General features: G+C 68.6%; 19 protein-coding genes. 6 read left to right on the top strand and 13 right to left on the bottom strand.

From position 1 onward, the window contains the following. Positions 1-25: 25 nt before the first annotated feature. The 10 genes from E5206_RS05390 to E5206_RS05345 all read right to left on the bottom strand — a co-directional run bounded on the left by E5206_RS05390 (position 26) and on the right by E5206_RS05345 (position 11,134). Entirely contained in the window at positions 26-865 is an 840-nt protein-coding gene (locus E5206_RS05390; RefSeq protein ID WP_136321595.1) for an alpha/beta fold hydrolase, read from the bottom strand. A gap of 117 nt (positions 866-982) precedes the next feature. Then, positions 983-1,192 carry a hypothetical protein gene (locus E5206_RS05385; RefSeq protein ID WP_136321594.1) on the bottom strand — a complete coding sequence of 70 codons (210 nt, stop codon included), beginning with the start codon at positions 1,190-1,192 and terminating at the stop codon, positions 983-985. Between the two features lie 153 nt (positions 1,193-1,345). Next, the gene (locus tag E5206_RS05380) at positions 1,346-1,759 is read right to left on the bottom strand and encodes a VOC family protein (RefSeq protein WP_136321593.1); all 414 of its coding nucleotides are present in this window, start codon (positions 1,757-1,759) and stop codon (positions 1,346-1,348) included. A gap of 96 nt (positions 1,760-1,855) precedes the next feature. After that, complete coding sequence (locus E5206_RS05375; RefSeq protein ID WP_240689967.1) at positions 1,856-3,658, bottom strand: FAD-dependent oxidoreductase; 1,803 nt, start codon at positions 3,656-3,658, stop codon at positions 1,856-1,858. Positions 3,659-3,723: 65 nt separating this feature from the next. Beyond that, positions 3,724-4,566, bottom strand: a complete 843-nt coding sequence (locus E5206_RS05370; protein ID WP_136321592.1) for an aldo/keto reductase — start codon at positions 4,564-4,566, stop codon at positions 3,724-3,726. Continuing rightward, positions 4,563-5,396: a TIM barrel protein gene (locus E5206_RS05365; RefSeq protein ID WP_136321591.1), complete on the bottom strand. Its 834-nt coding sequence runs from the start codon at positions 5,394-5,396 to the stop codon at positions 4,563-4,565. Before E5206_RS05365 ends, E5206_RS05370 begins: the two co-directional genes overlap by 4 nt. After that, positions 5,393-7,474, bottom strand: coding sequence for an FAD-dependent oxidoreductase (locus tag E5206_RS05360; RefSeq protein WP_136321590.1), 2,082 nt, complete (start codon positions 7,472-7,474; stop codon positions 5,393-5,395). Before E5206_RS05360 ends, E5206_RS05365 begins: the two co-directional genes overlap by 4 nt. A gap of 11 nt (positions 7,475-7,485) precedes the next feature. Next, the gene (locus E5206_RS05355; protein ID WP_240689966.1) at positions 7,486-8,667 is read right to left on the bottom strand and encodes a Gfo/Idh/MocA family oxidoreductase; all 1,182 of its coding nucleotides are present in this window, start codon (positions 8,665-8,667) and stop codon (positions 7,486-7,488) included. Between the two features lie 46 nt (positions 8,668-8,713). After that, positions 8,714-10,108, bottom strand: coding sequence for an MFS transporter (locus E5206_RS05350; RefSeq protein ID WP_136321589.1), 1,395 nt, complete (start codon positions 10,106-10,108; stop codon positions 8,714-8,716). Between the two features lie 213 nt (positions 10,109-10,321). After that, positions 10,322-11,134 carry an IclR family transcriptional regulator gene (locus E5206_RS05345; protein WP_136321588.1) on the bottom strand — a complete coding sequence of 271 codons (813 nt, stop codon included), beginning with the start codon at positions 11,132-11,134 and terminating at the stop codon, positions 10,322-10,324. A 113-nt stretch (positions 11,135-11,247) separates the two neighbouring features. On the opposite strand from E5206_RS05345, the gene E5206_RS19425 reads away from it, so the two are divergent. The 5 genes from E5206_RS19425 (at position 11,248) to E5206_RS05325 (ending at position 15,363) form a co-directional block, all read left to right on the top strand. Further along, a complete protein-coding gene (locus tag E5206_RS19425; RefSeq protein WP_205760014.1) occupies positions 11,248-11,550 on the top strand; it encodes a LysR family transcriptional regulator in 303 nt (100 codons plus the stop codon). Positions 11,551-11,582: 32 nt separating this feature from the next. Continuing rightward, entirely contained in the window at positions 11,583-12,143 is a 561-nt protein-coding gene (locus E5206_RS19420) for a LysR family substrate-binding domain-containing protein (protein WP_205760013.1), read from the top strand. Between the two features lie 158 nt (positions 12,144-12,301). Beyond that, positions 12,302-12,592, top strand: coding sequence for a YciI family protein (locus E5206_RS05335; RefSeq protein WP_136321587.1), 291 nt, complete (start codon positions 12,302-12,304; stop codon positions 12,590-12,592). Positions 12,593-12,604: 12 nt separating this feature from the next. After that, positions 12,605-13,699, top strand: coding sequence for an alcohol dehydrogenase catalytic domain-containing protein (locus E5206_RS05330; RefSeq protein ID WP_136321586.1), 1,095 nt, complete (start codon positions 12,605-12,607; stop codon positions 13,697-13,699). Further along, positions 13,696-15,363, top strand: coding sequence for an FAD-dependent oxidoreductase (locus E5206_RS05325; protein ID WP_136321585.1), 1,668 nt, complete (start codon positions 13,696-13,698; stop codon positions 15,361-15,363). The genes E5206_RS05330 and E5206_RS05325 overlap by 4 nt, the downstream gene beginning before the upstream one ends. Here E5206_RS05325 and E5206_RS05320 read toward each other — a convergent pair. From E5206_RS05320 to mdlC, 3 genes are all read right to left on the bottom strand, one after another. After that, entirely contained in the window at positions 15,360-15,926 is a 567-nt protein-coding gene (locus E5206_RS05320) for a type 1 glutamine amidotransferase domain-containing protein (protein ID WP_136321584.1), read from the bottom strand. The genes E5206_RS05325 and E5206_RS05320 overlap by 4 nt on opposite strands. A gap of 190 nt (positions 15,927-16,116) precedes the next feature. Then, positions 16,117-17,598 (bottom strand): benzaldehyde dehydrogenase, encoded by a 1,482-nt coding sequence (locus E5206_RS05315; protein ID WP_136321583.1) that lies wholly within the window; start codon positions 17,596-17,598, stop codon positions 16,117-16,119. A 23-nt stretch (positions 17,599-17,621) separates the two neighbouring features. Continuing rightward, entirely contained in the window at positions 17,622-19,220 is a 1,599-nt protein-coding gene (gene mdlC, locus E5206_RS05310; protein WP_136321582.1) for a benzoylformate decarboxylase, read from the bottom strand. A gap of 113 nt (positions 19,221-19,333) precedes the next feature. On the opposite strand from mdlC, the gene E5206_RS05305 reads away from it, so the two are divergent. Further along, complete coding sequence (locus E5206_RS05305) at positions 19,334-20,230, top strand: LysR family transcriptional regulator (protein ID WP_136321581.1); 897 nt, start codon at positions 19,334-19,336, stop codon at positions 20,228-20,230. Positions 20,231-20,248 lie beyond the last annotated feature (18 nt).

Genomic DNA, 20,248 nt, shown 5'->3' with positions numbered 1-20,248 from the left:
ACCGGGCCGGCGCCGGGGGCCCCGCTCAGGCCATGAACTCCCGGGGATTCCCGCTGCCGGCCGGAAGGCCGGCGAAGGATGTGATGGCCCCGGCGACCTCAACGGCCCGGTTGTGCTGCACCACGTGGCCGGCGCCCTGGATTTCCAGCAACTGTCCGGCTGCGGCCCGCCCGGCCAGCCGGCGGGACCAGTCCGAGGTGGCCACCGGATCGTTGGCGCCGCGCACCACCAGGACCGGCGCCGTCACCCCGGTAATCCGCTCCTCCGTGGGGTAGTCCATCATGACCTGGAGGGTCTTGAGGTACCAGGACGGACCGCAGCGCAGATAGTCGGTGAAGACGAGGAAGTTTGAGGACGGGCTCTCGAAAAACAGGCAATCCTTGCCCAGCGACAGGGCCTGCTGCGCCACCGTGCGGCGCCTGGAATCCACCACCGGCCCCATCAGCACCACGGATGGAATCCGCGCCGACTGCTGGAGCGCGGCCTCGACGGCGAACTGGGTCCCCATCGAGTGCCCCACAATCACGAACTGCGGTACGCCGAGCTGTTCCATGGCGCCGAGGATGTAGCGGGCGTGGTCCGCGACCGACAGGGTGCGCCCGGGCCGGGGCGTGGCGCCGAAGCCCGGCAGGTCGATCGAATACGTATCGATGGACCCGGCGAGCAGCCCGTGTAGCCTGCGCAGGTAACGGTGCGACGCACCGATCCCGTGGAGGAGGACGACGGCGGATCCGGCGTCGGTACCAGGCCCGCCGTCGGGGCCTGACGTCCGGGTGTCCGGAAGGCCGGCCGAGGGCCGCCGTGAGGCAAACACGTGGCCGAGGTGTCCCCCGGCCTCGATCTCCAAGCGGACGGGGCTGCTCATGGGGAACTCGTTTCTGCAGCGTTGTGGCTCAGCGTCTCTGGCGAGCTGCTCCTGGTTCACCCATTGTAGTAAGCATGCTGAGCTGCACGCTCCGCTCCGACAACGCCGCCGCGCAGGCTAGTCGTCGCGTTTGTCCCGCTCGCTGAATTCCTCATCGAGGTCATAGTGCCGGAACTCGGTTTCCGGATTGGGTTCGCCCTCGGCAACGTATTCGTAGTCAAGCTGGCGCTGGACCTGGCTGTCGAGGACCTGCAGTTCCTTGTCCTCGATCTTGCTCAGGTCTTCGGGGAATTCGTCTTCCGGTGTGAGGTGCAACTTCTCGGTCATGGCACGCCTTTCTGGGCCGGAAAGAAAGGACTCGATCATGCGGTGTCCTGACAGGTTCAGGATAGCCGCGGGCGGGCGGCTTGAGAACGCCATTTCGACGGTTCCCTGCGCCGACGCCGGTGGGAACGTGGTGTGCGCAGGGAACCGCCGCGCCTAGCCTGCGGCCGGCGCGATGTTGACCAGCCAGTCCACCCCGAACTTGTCCTTGCACATGCCGAAGGTATCGCCCCACGGCGCCTTCGCCAGCGGTACGGCGATGGTGCCGCCGTCGGCCAGTTTGTCGAAGTAGCCGCGCAGTTCGGCCTCGTCGGAGCCGCTGAGGGACACGGAAAAATTGTTTCCCGGCGTGTAGTCCATGCTGTTGGGGGTGTCCGCCCCCATCAGCACCATGCCGTTTTCCGTGGTCAGCATGCCGTGCATGATCTTGTCCTGCTCGGCCGGGTCCTCGCTGGCGTGGTACTCGGCAAAGCTGCTCATATTCAGCTCACCCCCGAAGACCGCCTGGTAGAAAGTCATGGCTTCCTTCGCGTTGTCGCGGAAGCCGAGGTAGGGGTTCAGCGTGGTCATCTATGGACTCCTTGCAGCGGGACGGTGCCTGTTTACGGTGCTTATCCTGCCCCAAAAACGACGGGGCCGGTAGGTTTCGCCAGGAGGCCCCGGCGCTCAGGCCGCGGAGCCGGACGGTTCCGGGACGGCGTCCGGCAGGGTGCCGTCATCCTCATACGCTGCCGCACCGGCGAGGTCGCGGCCGGCGATGTAGCCGAAGGTCAGCGCGGGGCCGAGGTTGATGCCGCCGGCCGGGTAGTGCCCGCCCATCACATTGGCCTGGTCGTTGCCGGCGACGTAGAGTCCGGCAATCGGCTCACCGTTGTGGTCCAGCACCCGGGAGCGGGCGTCCGCATCCAGGCCGGCGAAGGTGCCGAAACTGCCGGGCACCACGCGCACGGCGTAGAACGGGCCCTGCTCGATCGGCCCCAGGGACGGGTTCGGCTGGGTCCTGGCGTCCCCGCCGTAGCGGTTGAACGCGGTCTCGCCGCGGCCGAAGTCCGGATCCACGCCACGGCGGGCGTTCTCGTTGAACTCCGCAACCGTCTGCTGCAGTGCCGCGGGATCGATCCCGCAGTTCGCGGCGAGTTCCTCGATGGTGCGGCCCTTCTTGAGGTAGCCGGAGCGCAGGTAGGGGAAGAGCGGCACGGGCAGCGGCTTGGCCATGCCGAGCGGGAACCGGCGCACGAAGCGGCTGTCGGCGATCTGCCAGGACTCCGCCGTCGCGCCCTCCGGGGTGGCCTCCAGCATCGCGGCGACATAGTCGTAGTAGCCGTTGGCCTCGTTGACAAAGCGCTTCCCGGTGCGCAGCACACCGATGCTGCCGGGCTTCGCCCGGTCCATGATGTGCGGGAAGGTGCCGGTGCGGCCGTTGCGGTACGGGACCAGGGAGACGGGGCACCAGGCGGCCGCGGACTTCACATCGGTCTTGAAGCGGGCGCCCACGGACTGGCCCAGGCTGATGCCGTCGCCGTTGGTCTCCTTGGGCGCCAGCGTCCAGTGCTCCCGGCCGGTGGGTGTATTGGGGAACAGCTCCTTGCGGCGCTGCACGTCGTTCGGGAAGCCGCCGGCCGCCAGCACCACGCCGCGGGAGGCGTTGATCTGCAGCCCCCCTTCGGGTGAATCGACGACGGCGCCGGTCACCTTGCCGGCGGCATCGGTCAGCAGGCGCCGGGCCGGGGTGGAGACGCGGAGGTCCACGCCGAGATCGTCGGCAGACTTCATCAGCCGGCCGGTCAGGGCGGTGCCGTTGACGAGCTGCATGTTCCGGCGGTGCGTGACCAGGTCCAGGAGGTGGAAGGCGGAGCGCCAGCCGGCATGGAACAGGCCCTGGAGGTTGCCCTGAGAGGCGGAGAGGAACTTGCCCAGGTCGGGGCCGGCCATGATTCCCATGCCCAGGAAGGACGTTTCGTACAGCTGGTGGCGCATCTTGGCACGCAGTTCCGGCCGGATCCTGCGGGCGTTGATGGGCTCGGGGCCCACCGAGCGGTTCCCGGTGCCGGCGCCGGGGGTGTTGCCGTAGACGTCGTTGATCCTGGCGCCGGGCACGAACTGCAGGCTGGTCTTGTCCTGGAAGAAGCCCACCATGTGCGGGACGGCCTCGAGGAAAGCATCCACCTTGTCCGCCTGGTACTGCCCGCCCAGGCGGTGCCGCAGGTAGGTGCGGAAGGTTTCCTTGTCCTCGTTGACGCCGGCGGCCCTGGCCAGCGGGTTGCCCGGGGTCCAGGCCCAGCCGCCTGACCAGGACGTGGCGCCGCCGCAGACTTCGGCCTTTTCCACCACGATGACCTTGAGCCCATGGTAGGCCGCGGTCACGGCGGCCGAGAGTCCTCCGGCACCCGATCCGATCACCAGGACGTCACAGTCGAGGGTACGGCGTTGGGATGACGCAGTTGCCATGCGGTCTGCGGGTTCGTTCATCGGGTTCTCCATGGTTGTTCTTGGTGGTTGGCAGCGGTCAGTGGCTGGTTTTTATTGGCCTGCCGTCAGTGTCCGAATTCGTCTGAGTCCAGGCGCGGTCCGGCGCCGGTGTCCAGCGCGTCAATGGCGGCCAGCTGCCCGGCTGTCAGGGCGAAGCCGAAGATGTCCAGGTTTTCGCGCTGGCGGGCGTCGTTCGCGGATTTGGGGATGGCGACGCGGCCCGACTGGACCTGCCAGCGGAGCACGATCTGGCCCGGTGTCTTGCCGTACTGCTGCGCCGGCCCGGTGACGGCCGGAGCTGACATGAAGCCGCCGTTTCGGCCCAGCGGGCTGTAGGCGGCGGTGAGGATGCCGTGCTCTCGGTGGAAGGCCAGTTGTTCGGCCTGGGCGTGCTCGGGATCAATCTGGACCTGGTTGATGGGCGCCGCGAGTCCTGCTTCCTCCAGTTTCCGCAGGTGCACAGGCTTGAAATTGGATACTCCCCAAGACCTGATCAGGCCCTCGTCCGCCAGTTCCTTCAGGGCCTCCGCCGCCTCGACGAACCGGCCCTGGGAAGGGTTCGGCCAGTGGATGAGAAACAGGTCCAGGTACTCCGTGCCGAGCCGCTTGCTCGCGTTGCCGAACGCCTGGCGAACGCCGTCACGGCTGTGCCATTCCTTGTTGAACTTGGTGGTCAGGAAGATCTCGCCGCGATCGATGCCACTGCGGCGGATTCCCTCCCCCACGGCTTCCTCGTTGGCGTAGTTCTCTGCCGTGTCGAGGTGGCGGTAGCCGTTCCCGATGGCACGGGCCACGGCGTCCGTGGCTTCCTCCCCGGTCATTGGCCAGGTCCCCAGCCCGATCAGGGGAATGGAGACGCCGGGGGCCAGCTCCGCCGTCGTGCTTGCTGTGCCGTGCGATGAAGTCATGCTTTTCCGACCTTCTCCAGTTTGTCCGCCGCCGCCAGGACGGCGTCGGCAGCAGCCTTCAGCCGCCGTGCCCAGCCTAGTTCTCCGAACTGGGCGACCCGCCGGTCCGACGGCGACTCCACACTCACGGGAAGGCCCGCCGGGAAGGCCGCCACAAGCCCCGCGAGGTCGAATTCGCCCTCGCCGGGGATCCCGCGTTCCGAGCGGGATTCGGCGACGAGGCCGTCGCGGCCCTCCGGGCGGCGGAACGGTCCGTCGCACAGCTGCAGCAGCGGCACCAGGTCCAGGTTGGCCTCGAGCTGGTCCACAGTCCCGCCGAAGCGGTTCAGGTGCAGCGCGTCCACGACGATCCGGCAGCCTGCCTTCCGGGCAAGATCCGCGGCGGCCGGGATGGAGTCAACCACCTGGTAGGAGATCGGTTCGAGGGTGGGCGTGATCCCGAAGCCGCGGCCGTCCTCGGTCATGCGCGCGAGGTTGTCGGCAAAGCGGGCGGTGTCCGGATCGGCGCAGGCAATGGTCACCGAGCTCGCGCCGAGGGCATGGCCGGCTTCCATCATCTGCAGCCAAGCCTCGCGCTGCCCGCTGCCGTCCAGCAGCAGGAATTCGATGTCCCGCACGGTCACGCCGGTATCCCGCATCCGCGCCAGGGTCTCCTTCAGCATGGCCGAGCCCGGCTGCATGTCATAGCGGCGTTCGGTCGCGGTTACGGGGCGCACGCGGGCACCGATGAAGTCGAAGCCGGCCTGCGCGGCGATCGTCACCAGCTCCGGCGGGGCCGTATTCACAAGGGAGAGCTGGGCGAGGCCCAGCAGGCGCTTCGGGGTGGTCATGATGGCGCTCCGTTCAGGGTCAGTTCGAAGCCTTCGCGGCTGGCTGCGCCTGCCGCGCCGGCCAGCAGGAAGGCGACGCGCTGGGCGGCATCATAACCGCTCTTGACCGCGTTTGACGCGATCGCGGCAGTCTGGTCGACGACGGTTCCGGCAAGGGTCACCGGAATTCCGGCCGCCTGGCTGAGACTGGCGTCCCGCTCCCGGGCCGGCACGGAACCGTCCAGCGGCACAACCGAGCGGGAGACCAGGAGGGCGCCTGGGGCGTCCAGCCATTCGCCGCCGGGCGGAAGGCCCGGACCGGTGATCCGGATCCGGGCGCCGTCGTATTCCTCGATGCCGGCACCGAGCCGGATCCGGACCCGGGGGTTGGCCTGCAGCCGGGGAACGGCCAGGATCTTGGCCCGGCGGCCCGCCTCGGGGGCGAGGACTTCCTGAGGTCCGACGAGCAGCACGGCGGTGCCACGGTCCGCGAGGGTGTCGGCCACGCTCATGGCCACGGAATCCGCGCCCCAGATGGTCACCGCGTCCGGCACGTCCCCACTCGCGTTGGCAGCAGCGAGCGCCTCGGGGTGGGCCGCGAGCCACTGCCGCACGTCGACGACGTTGGGCGAATCGCCGCCGGTGAAGACGGCTCCCGGACGGAGCCCGCCGGTGGCCAGCACGACGGCATCGGCACCGGTTTCGCGGGCCAAGGCGGCGACGTCCTCGGTATCCATGTGCGTGCCGAGGCGGACCTCGATGCCCAGCCGGGCGTTTTCCCCGGCGGACCATTCGGCGAAGCGGTGGAAGTCCGGGGTGGACTTCATCCGTTCGGCCATGGCGAACTGGCCGCCGGGGCGGGCGCCGTCGTCGAACACGGTCACCTTCGCCCCTGCTTCGGCGAGTTCGCGGGCGGCAGTGAGGCCGGCGGGTCCGGCACCCACCACCACCACCACGCGGGAGCCCGCCCGGACGGCGGGTGTCGGGACGGGGACGCGGGAGCGGCCCACGGCCGGGTTGACCGTGCAGGTGACCTGGCCGAGGCCCAGGTTGTCGATGCAGACGTTGCAGGCGATGCAGGACCGGTAGCGCTCATCGCGCAGCACGGCCCCGGTGAAGGCGGGATCGGCGTGGATGGCGCGGGCCAGGCTGACGAAGTCGCAGGTCCCCGTGCGGAGCACTTCCTCGATGATCGCCGGGGAGTTCAGCCGGCCGGCCATGCCCAGGGGAAGCCCGAACTGCCGGTAGGCCTTGGCGTAGTCGGCCAGGATGCCCGGCTTCCATTCACCGGACTGGACGATCCATTCGCCGGCCTCGTAGCTGCCGGCGGAGATGTCCAAAAAGTCGAGGTGCTCCAGGTGCGCCTTCGCGATGATGGCCACCTGCTGTTCGGCGGAGATGCCGTCCGCCGGCCCCTCCACCACGGAGACGCGCATGCCCACAATGGTGTCCGGGACCGCCGCCCGCACAGCATCGATCACCAGATTCATAAAACGTTCGGGGGCGGCGAACTCGTCCGTCCGGTGGTTGGAGAGGGGCGACATGAACTGGTGGATCAGGTAGCCGTGGGCGCCGTGGATATTGATGACGTCGAAGCCTGCCTCGACGGCGCGGCGGGCGGCCTGGGCGTAGGCTTCCACCAGCTCATGGCACTCCTGGACGGTGAGTTCCCGCGGGACCTCGCCGCCGGCCACTTCGCATGCTACCGGTGAGGGCGCCAGGTTTTTGAACCCGGATACCGCAGCCTGCGCGGTGCGGCCGCCGTGGTTGATTTCGACGGCGGCCAGCGCGCCTTCGGCGTGCAGCGCGTCGGTGAGCCGGCGTAGCCCGGGGATCATGCCGTCCGTGTGCAGGCCGAGCTGGTGGGTGCGGCCCTTGCCGTCGGCGCGGACATAGGTGGCCTCGGTGGTGACCAGGCCGAGGCCGGCCCTGGCACGGGTGACGAGGTAATCGATGTACTGCTCAGTGATAGAGCCGTCGGTGGCGCCGTAGTTGCGCTCCATCGGGGCGGCGGCCAGGCGGTTCCGGAGGGTCCGGGGGGTCCGGCCGTTACGGCCAAGGGCCAGCGGACGGGCGGCGTAGCGTTCTCTGGCGGCCATGGTCTTGTTCCTTAGCCTGCAACCGGAGTGAGGCTGTTGCTGAAGACGCCGGGTCCGGCGGCGGGCGCCGCGGGAGGGTGCTCCTGCCCGGTGATGCGGAATTGGTCCACCGCTGCGAACCGGACCGGGACCCCGGTCCGGGAGGATTCGTACACGGCCAGCAGGATCCGCAGGGCCTTCGTGGCGTCCTCGCCGGTGATCGCCGGTTCGGTGCCGTTCTCCAGCGCCGCCACGAAGTCGCGGACCTGGCTGGTGTGGTGCGGGATGAGCTGGCCGTTGATGCTGGCGAGGTCCACGTTGGGCTCGATTCCCGCCGGGTGGACGGGTTCCGTCGTGATTTCCCGGCCCACGGCCCACAGGTCCACGCGCCCGTCGCTGCCTTCCGGGAATTCGCTCAGTGAGGCCGAGGCCCCGGTCTCCCCGGTGATCCGGATCTGCACGCCCAGGCTGGGTGAGACCGCCGTCGATGCTTCCAGGGTTGCCATCGCGCCGGAGGTGAAGGTCAGGACCGCCGTGGCGGAGTCTTCCACCTCGATGTTGGCGCCGTGCTTGTAGCTGTTGATCTTGCCGTAGACCTCGGCGATGTCGCCCATGAACCACTGGAGGAGGTCGATGTAGTGGATGGCCTGGGTCATCAGCACCCCGCCGCCGTCGTTCGCCCAGGTCCCGCGCCAGGCGTCCTTGGAGTAGTACTCCGGCTCGCGGTGCAGCATGACCGAGCACTGGCCCATGATCGGCCGGCCCAGCGTGCCGTCGTCGATCGCCGCACGGATGCGCTGCGCACCGGGCCAGAAGCGGCGCTGGAACAGCACGCCCAGCTTTACCCCGGCGTCGGCGCAGGCTGCAGCCATCCGCTCGGCCGAGGGAAGGTCCGTGGAGATCGGCTTCTCGCAGAGGACGTGGACGCCGGCGGCAGCCGCCTGCAGCACCACCGCTTCGTGGGTGGGGTGCGGGGTGCAGACGGAGACGATATCCACGCCGAGGTCCAGGAGCTCGGCGACGGTGTTCACGGCGTTGGGGACGTCCCAGGCCTCGGCGGTGGTGCGGGCCCGGTCCAGGTCGATATCGCAGACGCCGACGATCCGGACGTTCTCCAAGGCGCCGAAGGCCTCGAGATGGTTGCCGGAGATGGCGCCGCAGCCTACGATTCCGACGCGGAAGGTACGGGTGCTGACGGATGCTGATGAGGTCATGGGAGGAGCAACTTTCTGATACTGGGGGTTCCGGTGCCTGGGGCTGCTAGTCGGCGCGGCGGGTGGTCTGCCTGGTCCCCTTGGAGCGCGGCAGGCCGAGCTCTTCGAGCGGGGTTTTGTGGGTTTCGCGGGCCGTGGCAATGGCGATCGCGGACAGACCCATGCAGATCACCGTGAACCAGGCCACCGGCATCCATCCGTCGGGGCCGGGCTGTGCAAGCAAGGTGGCGATGGCGGGGGCGAAGCCGGTGAGGATCAGGCCGACCTGGCTGCCGATGGCCATGCCCGAGTACCGGACCGGGGCCGGGAACATCTCGGGGAAGAACACCGTCCAGACGCCGTTCCAGCAGGAGTAGAAGAGGGACATGTTCAGGAAGCCGAAGAGGAAGATCATCGGAATGTTGTGTTCGCTGATCGCCCAGAAGTAGCCGAAGGAGGACACCGCGCAGCCGGCAGCACCCACCAGGAGCACCTTTTTGCGGCCGATCCTGTCCGAGACCAGCCCGGCCACGGGGATGGTGAACATGGACAATCCAACCGTGATCGCGTTGACGGAGAGCATCAGGGTCCGGTCCAGCCCGATTCCCTTGCCGGTGGCGTACGCCAGGGCGTAGACGGTGAAGGTGGTCTGCATGACGGAGAAGAGCATCACCACGCTGACGCGCAGGACGTCTCGCCACTGGGTCTTCAGGACCCGGGCAGCCGGGGCGGAATAGGCTACGTCGGCGGCTTTGACCTCTTCGAAGACAGGCGTTTCATCCAGCCGGGTGCGGATCCAGTAGGCGACCAGCAGCACCACGGCGGACATCCAGAACGGAACGCGCCAGCCCCAGCTGAGCAGTTGGTCTTCCGGGAGTGCGGCAAGCGGGATAAACACGATGGTTGACAGGACCATGCCGGAGGCGTAACCGGTCATCACGAAGCTCGTGAAGAACCCGCGGCGGCCCTCCGGGGAGTGCTCCATGGTCAGCGTGGAAGCGCCGGCGGCCTCGGCGCCGGCGGAGAAGCCCTGGGCCAGGCGCCCCACGAGCAGCAGCGCGGTGGCCCAGTAGCCGATCTGCCCGTAGGTGGGCAGGAAGCCAATGCCGATGGACGCCACGCCCATGATCACCAGGGTGATCATCAGGGCCTGCTTGCGTCCCAGCTTGTCGCCAAAGTGGCTCATGACGATGCCGCCGAGGGGACGTGCCAGATATCCGACGCCGAAGGTGGCCATCGCGCCGAGCAGGGCGACGACGGGGTCGCCGCCGGGGAAGAAGATCTTCGGGAAGATGAGGGCGGCGGCGGTGCCGTAGATGAAGAAGTCGTAGTACTCCAGGGTGGATCCCAGGAAGGAGGCAAGGGCTGCCTTCTTCGGGGTCTTGGCCGGAAGGTTCTGCGCCCGCTCCAGGATGGTGGTCGGCTCGGCGCCCGCGCTTGGGGGCTGCTGAACAAGTCCCATGGTGTCTCCTCGTTGAGTGTCACGCTGGTCGTGAGTGGTGGTGTCCGGAAGCCGCCGCCGGGGCCGCTTGCGTGAAGTTTCGGTCGAGTCCCGCGTGGTGTGCTCGGTGTCACAGGCGTTTGGAGCTCTGAGAAAAAACTGTAGGACCGCCGTCATAGCATCAGGAGGAACTTCCCGTTCAATGGGATACGCCCGGTGGTGTTACCGGTGGTGTCAAGCGGGCCGGGGGCCGTGCCCCTCGAGCCAGGGCCTCGTGCCGTAGGGGCGGCGCTCTGCTCCCATCGTCCGTGAGAGGCCGCGGCCGGCCGCCACCAGGACGGGCAGGATGAGGTCGCGCTGCTCTTCGGCGGCGGGGACGACGACGGCGACCGCCCCGATCACGGTGTTTCCCGCGCCGAACACGGGGACGGCGTAGGCGGTGTTCTCCGGCACCAGGATCCCGGCCATTCGGACGTAGCCGCGTTCCCGGATCAGGGCCAGGTGGGCGCGGATGCGCACCGGATCTGTTTCCGTACCGGGGGTGGTTTTCTCCAATGGGCGTGCCAGGAAACGGTCCTGGACCCAGCCCGGCATGTAGGCCATCATCGCCATGCCCGAGGACGTCGTGTGGATATCCAGCCGGCCGGCGACGTCGCCAAGATTGAGCACCGATCCATGCTGGTCCAGCCGCTCCACGTACAGCACGCTGCCGGTTTCGACGTCGGGGATGGACAGGGAGACGTTCTGCCGGACGGCGGCGTGCACGCCTTCCAGGAACGGCAGGCCCCGGCGGCGGAGATCCTCCAGGGGGTTGCTCCGTGCCGCGAGCTCCCACATCTTCATGCCGACGCCGTAATCCCCTCCGGGGCCGCGTTCCAGCAGGCCGCTGCCCACGAGGTCGTTGGCCAGCCGGTGCGCTGTGCTGCTGGACATGCCGGTGGCGCGGACCAGGTCACTGAGCGTCAGCCGCGGCCGTCCCTTGGAGAACGCGTCGAGGATCCTGACGACGCGCTGGATGACGGACTCTCCCGAGGCCGAGTTCGCCATCCGTTCCTCCCGCCCCCATCACGGCCCGCGGTCGGGGCCTTTCTGCCAATATAGCGCGGAGCCATCGCCCGCAGCCGGGAAGTAACCTTGGGACCAACAGAAGGAGGGGCAGCATGGAACTGCGGCAGATCGAGTCGTTCCTTGCCGTGGCCGAGGAACTGCACTTCGGCCGGGCCGCGCACCGCCTCCGGATGGCGCAGTCCCCTTTGAGCCAGACGATCAAGAAGCTGGAGAAGGACCTCGGCACGGAGCTGTTCGAGCGCAACACCCGGGCCGTTTCCCTGACCACAGCAGGCTTCGCCTTCCTCCCGCATGCCCGGAAGATCCTCGAGGAGCTGGACCTCGCCCGGCGTGCGGCCACCACGGACAGCGGCGCCTTCTACGGACGCCTCAGCATCGGTTTTCCGGCGCGCTGAACCACCGGACGCTCCCGCCGCTGACCCGGGCGTTGCGGCACCGCTATCCGGAGCTGGCCCTGGCCCTGCACGGCGGGCTCCTCACCCAGGACGCGGTGGACCGGCTGCGCAACGGGGCGCTGGACCTCGCCTTCATCGGGCTGCCCGTGGACGCACCATCCCTGGCCACCCGGCGGATCGCCGTGGAGCCGCTCGGCGCCACCCTTCCGGTGGATCACCCTCTCGCCGCCCGACCGTCGGTCGCCTTGATTGAACTGGCCGGGGACGGCTTCGTGACCATGCCGGAGGCGCAGGGCTCCACCCTGCGGGAAGTCACTTTCTCTGCCTGCACGGCCGCGGGCTTCCGCACCCGGGTGGTCCAGGAAGTGTCCGATCCCTACACAGCCTTGTCCCTCGTGGCCGGCGGAGTGGGAGTCAGCCTCATGCCGGACTCGGTCGCAGGCATTATGCCGGGCGGGACCGTCTACGTCCCGCTCTCCGGAACGGCCCCGATGCTGGTCTCGGGGATCGCCTGGCATCCGGACCTCGTTTCCCCGGCCTTGCAACTGGCGCTCGACGTGGCGGAGGAGGTCCTGCCGACCCCGGCGCGCTGAGCCCGGACCCAGCCAACTATGTACTTTGAACACATAGTCAATGACTGAGTAAGTATTGGACAAGTCACAATCGGATCCCCATCATGGAGGAACACCAAGGATGTGACCGGCCCCAGGCGGCCCGTTCCCCGCGCTCACTCAATGAAGAGGATCTACCAATGGCAACTTTCGCCGTCACCTACGACTACTCTCCCGCCACCTCCGTGGACCGGGACCAGCACCGCCCCAGCCACGTGGAATTCCTGAAAACCCAGTTCGACGGCGGCCGGCTGGTCAAGAGCGGACCGTTCGGTCCCGACGAGAATCCGGGCGCCCTGCTGATCATCACGGGCGAGTCGAAAGAAGAGGTTGAAGCCCTCATGGACCAGGACCCGTTCTTCCGGAACAACCTCATCGAAGAGCGGAACATCCGGCAGTGGAACATCTTCTTCGGCGCCGAGTCTAACTAAGCGGCCCGGACCATGCTCACGGCACGCACCGTCGCCAAGGAAACCATCCGCTATGAAGAGGTTGCAGAACCGGTGCCGGAACCGGGCCGCGCCCTGGTCCGCGTCCACAACGTCACCCTCTGCGGCACCGATCTTCACATCTGGGAGGACGATTACCCCACCGATCTGCCGATCGTCCAGGGCCACGAGTTCTCCGGCGTCATCGAGGCGATCGGCGGGAATGCCGCCGGCCTCCGGGCCGGAGACCGGGTTGCCGTCAGCCCCGTGAGCTATTGCGGCACGTGCCGGCCCTGCCAGCTGGGCCGCCACAACGTCTGCCACAACATCGGCTGCATCGGCTGTTATTCCGACGGCGCCCTCGTGGAACTGCTCAGCGTCCCGGCTGACAAGCTGTCCAGAGTCCCGGAAGGACTGGCCCTGGACCTGGCAGCCATGGGCGAGCCGGCTTCCATCGCGATGCAGGCAGTGAACCGCGGCCGACCATCCGCCGGGGAGACCGCCCTGGTCCTGGGCAGCGGCCCGATCGGGCTGCTCGCCACGCTGTACCTGACCGATCTCGGAGTGACGGTCATCTCCGCCGATACCGAAGCGGAACGGCTGGAACTTGCCCGGACGTTCGGCGCGGCCGAGACGCTGCTGGTGGATCCGGCCGCCAGCTTTCCCGACGCCGTCCAGGCCGCCCGGCTGGACGAACTGACCGACGGCTACGGCCCGATCCTCGTGATCGAAGCCTCCGGCGTTCCCTCCTCGCTCGAAAACGCCATCCGGCTCGTGGCCAGCGCCGGCCGGATCGTCCAGGTGGGCATCTCGGCCCGCGTGGCCACCCTTTCCATGAAGGCCATCCCGTTCAAGGAGTTGGACCTGATGGGCAGCCGCAACAGCCTGGACCTGATCCCCGACGGGCTGGCCCTGCTGGCCCGGCATCAGGACCAGGCCCGCAGCCTGGTGACCCACCGCTTCGGCTTCGAAAACCTGCAGCAGGCCTACGAACTCATGCGCAACCGCACCGGGAAGGTCGGCAAGATCCTCATCGAAATGCCCGCAGCCCAGGCCGCCGCCCGCGGCGCGTCCGCCCGCGAGGCAATCCCTGCCGGAGCATTGGCATGAGCGCGGACGCGGGTGCAGGACACAACGCTGTCCTGACCTCGCCGGAGCAACTGGCCGCCCGGTACGACGTCGTCGTCGTCGGCAGCGGGGCCGCGGGGCTGGTGGCTGCGGTCCGCGCGGCGGACGCCGGGCTGAGCGTGCTTGTCGCGGAGAAGGCAGCCAGGCTGGGTGGCACCACGGCCGCCGGCGGGGGTGTGATGTGGGCGCCCAACAACCGTCTGGCCCGCGACGCCGGTTTCAGTGACAGCCATGAAGACGCCGTCGCGTATCTCACCGAGGCCGCCGGGCATGTGCTGACCGCGGAGGAAATCCAGTGGTACGTCAGCACTGCTTCCCGCGCCGTCGAATACCTCAACACCGGCACCCGGGTGTCCATGGTCCCCATCGCCCGCCCGGATTACCACATGGAATGGGCCGGTTCGGCCGACGGCGGCCGGGGCCTGGACAACAACGCCTTTGATCCCGCCGGCTACCCGGGCCTGGCGGACGCCATCCGCCCGTCGTCCTATTTTCCGCTGCTGACCATGACCGAACGCGACCAACTCAACGGCCGGGCCGCGGATCCGGAACTGCTCTCCCGCCGCGCGGCCACCGGCGTGCGGACCATGGGCGGCGCCCTCGTGGGCAGCCTGCTCGCCAGCGCGCTGGACCTCGGCGTGCAACTCACCGCGTCCTCCCCCGCAGAGGACCTGAAACGGAGCGGGAACGGCTGGAGCCTCACGCTCGGCGGAGCCGCCGGCGGCAGAACCGTCCAGGCGGCCGCCGTCGTCCTGGCCTCCGGCGGCTTCGAATGGAACCCCCGGCTGCGCAAGGCGTTCCTGCCCTTCCCTGTCACGCCGGTCAGTGCGCCGTCGAACGAGGGCGACGGGCTCGAACTCGGGCTGCAGGCCGGCGCCGCGGTGGCGGACATGACCGCCATCTGGGGCGTCCCGGTCATCGCCACCCCGGCGCACCGCTACGACGGGCTTCCCTCCGGCCGGATGGGCAATGTCGAGATGACCCTGCCGGGCTCCATCACCGTCAACTCCGCCGGGAAGCGGTTCGTCAACGAGGCGCTGAACTACCATGATGCCTGCCGTGTGTTCGCCTCGGTGGACCCGCATACCGGGCGCCAGCAGAACAACCCGGCCTGGCTCGTCTGCGATTCCGGGTACCTGGCCAAATACCCGGTTGCCGGTTCCACCCCGGGAAGGGCGCCCGAATGGATGACCACGGCGGAGACCCTCGGGGAACTGGCGGCGAATCTCGGCATCGATCCGGCCGGCCTCGCCGCGACCGTGGCGAAGTTCAACACGGACGCTGCCGCCGGCGTCGATACCGAATTCCACCGGGGCTCCACGCCCCAGGACCGCTTCCTGGGCGACTCAAACAACACCCCTAACCCCTGCCTGGCGCCGCTGGCCACCGGGCCGTTCTACGCGGTGCCGATCTCGGCCGGCGTGCTCGGCACCTCCGGCGGACTGGACACCGACTTTGACGGCCGTGTGCTCGACCGCCACCGGCGGCCGATCGCCGGGCTCTACGCTGCGGGCAACGTGTCCGCGGGCGTGTTCCGCAACAACTACCCCGGCGGCGGGGCCACGCTGGGCTCTGCCATCACTCGGGCCTTCGCCGTGGGCGAGCACCTGGCGCACGGCCTGGCAGCGGTGCCAGCAGCGGGCTAGTCCGTCCGGCCCGGGTGCCCGCCTTCTTCGATCTCTTCCAGCAGCTTGTCATTGAAGGCCGGAAGGTCGTGCGGGTTCCGGCTGGTCACGAGGCCGTGGTCCACCACCACTTCCTGGTCCGTCCAGTTGGCTCCCGCGTTCCTCAGGTCCGTCTGGAGCGTGGGGTACGAGGTCACGTTCCGGCCCTGGACCACGCCGGCGTCGATCAGCAGCCACGGTCCGTGGCAGATCGAGGCAACCGGCTTGTGCTGTTCAAAGAATCCCCGGGCAAACGCCTGGGCGCCCTTGTCCACCCGCAGATGGTCGGCATTGACGACGCCGCCGGGGATGACCAGGGCGTGAAAGTCTGCCGGGTTTGCCTCGGCGACCGTGAGGTCGACGGCGAACGTCTGGCCCTTCTCGGTGCCGTGGTAGCCCTGCAGCATTCCGCTCTTGGGGGACACCAGGACGGGTTCTCCGCCGGCTTCCTTAACGGCGCTCCACGGGCTGGTCAGTTCGACCTGTTCCACGCCATCCGTTAACAGGAACGCGATCCTCTTGCCGGCTATATTGTGCTCGGACATCTGTCCTCCTCGGTGCCGGGGTATGGGCCGATGCGGCGTGGTAGCGGCGGCCCCGCCGGGGTCCAAGCCCCGCCCGGGCCGCCTACCCCGGCTTCAACCGCATCATTGCGTAACCACACCGCCGTGGTACCTCTACACATACCCATGATCAGACCGGCCAAGAAGGGCCGTAGGACCTAGTTGGCCCTTGCTAGAAGGGGTACGGCGCGATCTCCGGCCGCATCGTGAGCCACTGGATCTCGGTGAAGGCCTCGATGTTCGCCGTCGCCCCGCCGAACCGGGATCCGGTCCCGGACGCCCCCACCCCGCCAAAGGGTGCGTTGGCCTCGTCCGAGATGGTCTGTTCGTTGATGTGCACCTTGCCGGAGTTGATCCTGTCGGCGATCTGCATGGCTTCGCCCACCTCGCCCAGGATCCCGACGGAAAGGCCGTACTCGTTGGCGTTGACCAGTTCCACGGCCTCGTCAGTGGTGGAGAACCTGATCACCGGGGCAACAGGGCCGAAGATTTCCTCAGCGAAGGCCGGGTTGTCCGGGCCCAGGTCCGCCAGCACAGTGGGCCGGTAGAACAACCCGTCGTGGGTGCCGCCGGCCGCAAGCCTGGCGCCTGCCTGGACGGCGTCCTCGACGATCGAGTGGATGCGCTTGAGCTGTGGCTCATCGATGATCGGCCCCAAGGCCACTGTGCCGCCGGCCGGATCGCCCACCGGCAGGCGGCCTGCTTTCTCGCTGAGTGCGGCGACGTAGGCGTCGTAGACGGACTCGTGGACCAGGTGTCGGCCGGTGGTCATGCAGATTTGTCCCTGGTGCATAAAGGAGCCGAAGGCGCCCGCGGAGGCGGCCTTCGCCACGTCCGCGCCCGGCAGCACGATCAGCGCGTTGTTGCCGCCGAGTTCCAGATGGGCGCGCTTGAGGTGCCGGGCCGCTGCCTCGCCGACCTTACGGCCGGCCGCAGTCGAGCCGGTGAAGGACACCACGCGGACCTCCGGGGCCTCGACGACGGCGGCGCCCGTCTCGGCGCCGCCGGGCAGGAGCGCCAGAACGCCGGCCGGCAGGCCGGCCTCCTCGAAGACACGCATGAGGGCGACGCCGCCGCAGACCGCGGTGCGGGGGTCCGGCTTCAGCAGCACGGCATTGCCCAAGGCCAGGGCCGGGGCAACGGAACGGATGGACAGGATGAGCGGGAAGTTGAACGGTGCGATCACGGAGACAACGCCGGCCGGGCGGCGCCGGGCGAAGGACCAGCGGGGCTCGTTGGAGGTCAGCACTTCGCCGGCCGGGTGCGAGGGCAGCGCCGCCGCCTCGTAGCACTCGTTGGCCGCGATGTGCGTCTCCAAGGCGGCTTTGGCGGGGATGCCGCCGCTTTCGCGGATGATCCAGCCCTGGATTTCCTCGGCGTGCTCTTCCCAGAGCCGGCCGGCGCGGCGCAGGACGGCGGCGCGTTCCTCCGGGCGTCTGGCGGCCCAGTCACGTTGGGCTTCGGCGGCCACGGTGGCGGCGCGGCGCGCGTCGGCCGCGGTGGCGACGCCAAAGCGGCCCAGCACCGCGCCGGTGGCCGGTTCGATTACGCTTTGGCTGCCACCGGAGCCTTCGGTCCAGCCGGCAATGTTGATCTTTCCGTCCCAGCGGGCCGTATCGAGGAACGTGTCGTGGGAAGTAGCGGAGTCAGTCATGGTGTCCCTTTCATTGGGATGGGTCAGAACGGGGAGACAGTGGTGATGGGGACTTCGATGAGGGTGGGGCCGGAGGAGGCAAGCGCCTTGGAGAAGCAGTCGCGCAGCTTTTCCAGCGAATCGGCGCGGTCCGCGTCCACGCCGTACCCTGCCGCGAGCGAGACAAAGTTGATGCCGGGCACGTCCAGGCCTGGTGCGTCGAGGGCATTGAGTTTGGCCGCGAAGCCGCGCAGGGCGCCATAGGTGCCGTTGTTGAGGATCACGAACACCACGGGGATTCCGTACCGCGCCGCGGTCCACAGCGCCGTGATCCCGTAGTTTGCGGACCCGTCGCCGATGAAGGCCACGACGCGGCGCTCCGGTTCCGCCAACTGGACCCCGACGGCGGCCGGCATCCCGAAGCCGAGGCCGCCGGACGCCGGGAAGTAGTAGCTCCCGGGCTGACGCATGTCCATCCGGTCCCAGAAGGCACCCACCGTCGATGTCGTCTCATTGACGTAGACGGCATCCTCGGGGGCAAGCTCGTTGATGAGCTCGAAGACGGCTTCCGGGGCCAGCGGGATTCCCGCTGCCTCTGTTGCCTGAGATGTCAGAGCCGGCTTCGCACGGCGCAACTGCTGCACGCCGCGCGGCGCTACCGCCGCGGCCAGGCGGCGCAGCGCCGGACCGATCGAAGCCACCACTGCCCGCCCCATCGGAGCCCGGGCGGCCTCTCCCGGGTCGCAGCTGATCTGCAGCAGGGAGGCGCCTTCCGGCAGATAGTTCCCGGGCTCGTACTGGTGGTAGCGGAACACCGGGGCGCCGACCACCAGGATCAGGTCATGCCCTGCCAGCAAGCCGGTGATGCCGTCCACGGAGGCGGGCAGCACGCCGCGGAACGAGGCGTGCGTGGTGGGGAAGGGGCAGCGGGCGGCAGACGGCGCCACCCAGACCGGGGCGCCGAGCCTCTCGGCCAGCGTGACGGCGTCGGCGTTCCCCCGCGCGGAGTCGACGTCCGGCCCCAGGACCAGCACGGGGTTCCCAGCCGCGTCGAGCGCTGCCACAAGGTCCGCGAGCTGGCCGTCGGAGAGATCGCCGGCGTGTTCGACGGCGCGCGCGGCCAGGTGCTCCTCTTCCGGCCCAGTCTCCTGCGCCCAGTCGTCGTACGGGATGGAGACGTAGACGGGTCCGCAGGGTTCGAGGGCCGCGGTGTGGATGGCCTGGCCGATGGTACGGACGACGTCGCGAGGTGAGGCGGGTTCGGCGCTCCACTTCACCAGCGGGCGGGGCAGCGAGACCGCGTCCACGTTGGAGAGCATGACCTCCTGGCCGATCGTGGCCCGGACCTGCTGCCCGGCGGTGATGACGAGCGGGGTGTGTGAGTACCAGGCGTTGGTGAGCGCCCCCATGGCGTTGCCCGAACCCGAGGCCGCGTGCAGGTTGACCATGGCCGGACGCCGTGTGGCTTGGGCATAGCCGTCCGCCATACCTGCCACCACGCCTTCGTGAAGGCCCAGGATGTAGCGGAAGTCCTCCGGCATGGCCGCCAGGAAGGGCAGTTCGTTGGAGCCCGGGTTGCCGAAGATGGTGGTCAGTCCGTGCCGGCGAAGGAGCTGGTACGTGGCGTCGTTGACAGTGGTCATGGTGGTGCGTTCCTATCCGGGAGCTGCTGTTCCTAACCACGCTAGGATCCGCACCTCATGCTGACAAATAAATAAATACATAGAGATGCATAGATATTGTCTATGATGGCGAAGTGAGCCTTGACCTGAACCTGATCCGGACCTTCCTGAGCATTTATGACCACCGCTCGGTGACCCGCGCCGCACAGGATCTGTCCCTGACGCAGCCGACGGTGAGCCATGCCCTCGGGAGGCTGCGGCGCGCCCTGCGTGACCCGCTGTTCGTCCGCGGACCGGTCGGCTACGAACCGACCGCCCGGGCATCGGAACTAGCGGCGGTGTTCCGTAAGGCGGTGGTCGCCGTCGACGACGCCGTGGACGCGGACCGGGCCTTCGATCCTTCTTCCACGGACAGGACGTTCCGGTTGTGCCTCTCGGACATCGGTGAGCATGCATTCCTGCCGCGGATCATGAAGCGGTTCGTGGTGCAGGCACCCGGTGCGAGCCTTGAAGTAGTCCCGATGCAGATCTCCCAGGTCCAGGGGTGGCTGGCCCATGGCGAGATCGACGGCGCCATCGCGAGCGTCCCGCTGGACGTTTCAGGGCGCCGGACCATCGTGGCCGACGACCATTACGTGTGTGTGCTGCCGCGTGAGGCGGCGTCGCCGGGGCCTCGCATCTCATGGCAGGACTTCCTGGCCCTGAAGCATGTGGCCATGGACCCGGCAGCGGGCCATGACCAGGTGGAGCGGGCCGTCCGGGCGCAGCAGGTGGAGCGGGAGATCGCGCTCCGGGTCCCGCACTTCTCCGCCTTGGCCGAAGTGGTGGCGGGCTGCGGCATGGCCGCCATCGTGCCGCTGCAGATGGCAACGAGGATGGCGGAGCGCTGGCCCGTGGCCATCCGCGAACTGCCCTTCGATACGCCCGAGTTCGAGGTGACACTGTACTGGGACGCCGCGATTTCCTCGCTGGGCGCCGCCGCCTGGTTCCTGGACCTCGTGGCCGAGGCCCTGGGCGGGCCGGGCGACTAGGCGGACGGCGACGGCGCC

This window comes from Arthrobacter sp. PAMC25564 (genome assembly GCF_004798705.1).
In the GTDB taxonomy this organism is placed as follows: domain Bacteria; phylum Actinomycetota; class Actinomycetes; order Actinomycetales; family Micrococcaceae; genus Arthrobacter.
Note: the sequence above shows the minus strand (reverse complement) of the source record. Positions and strands in the feature narration are given on the sequence as shown.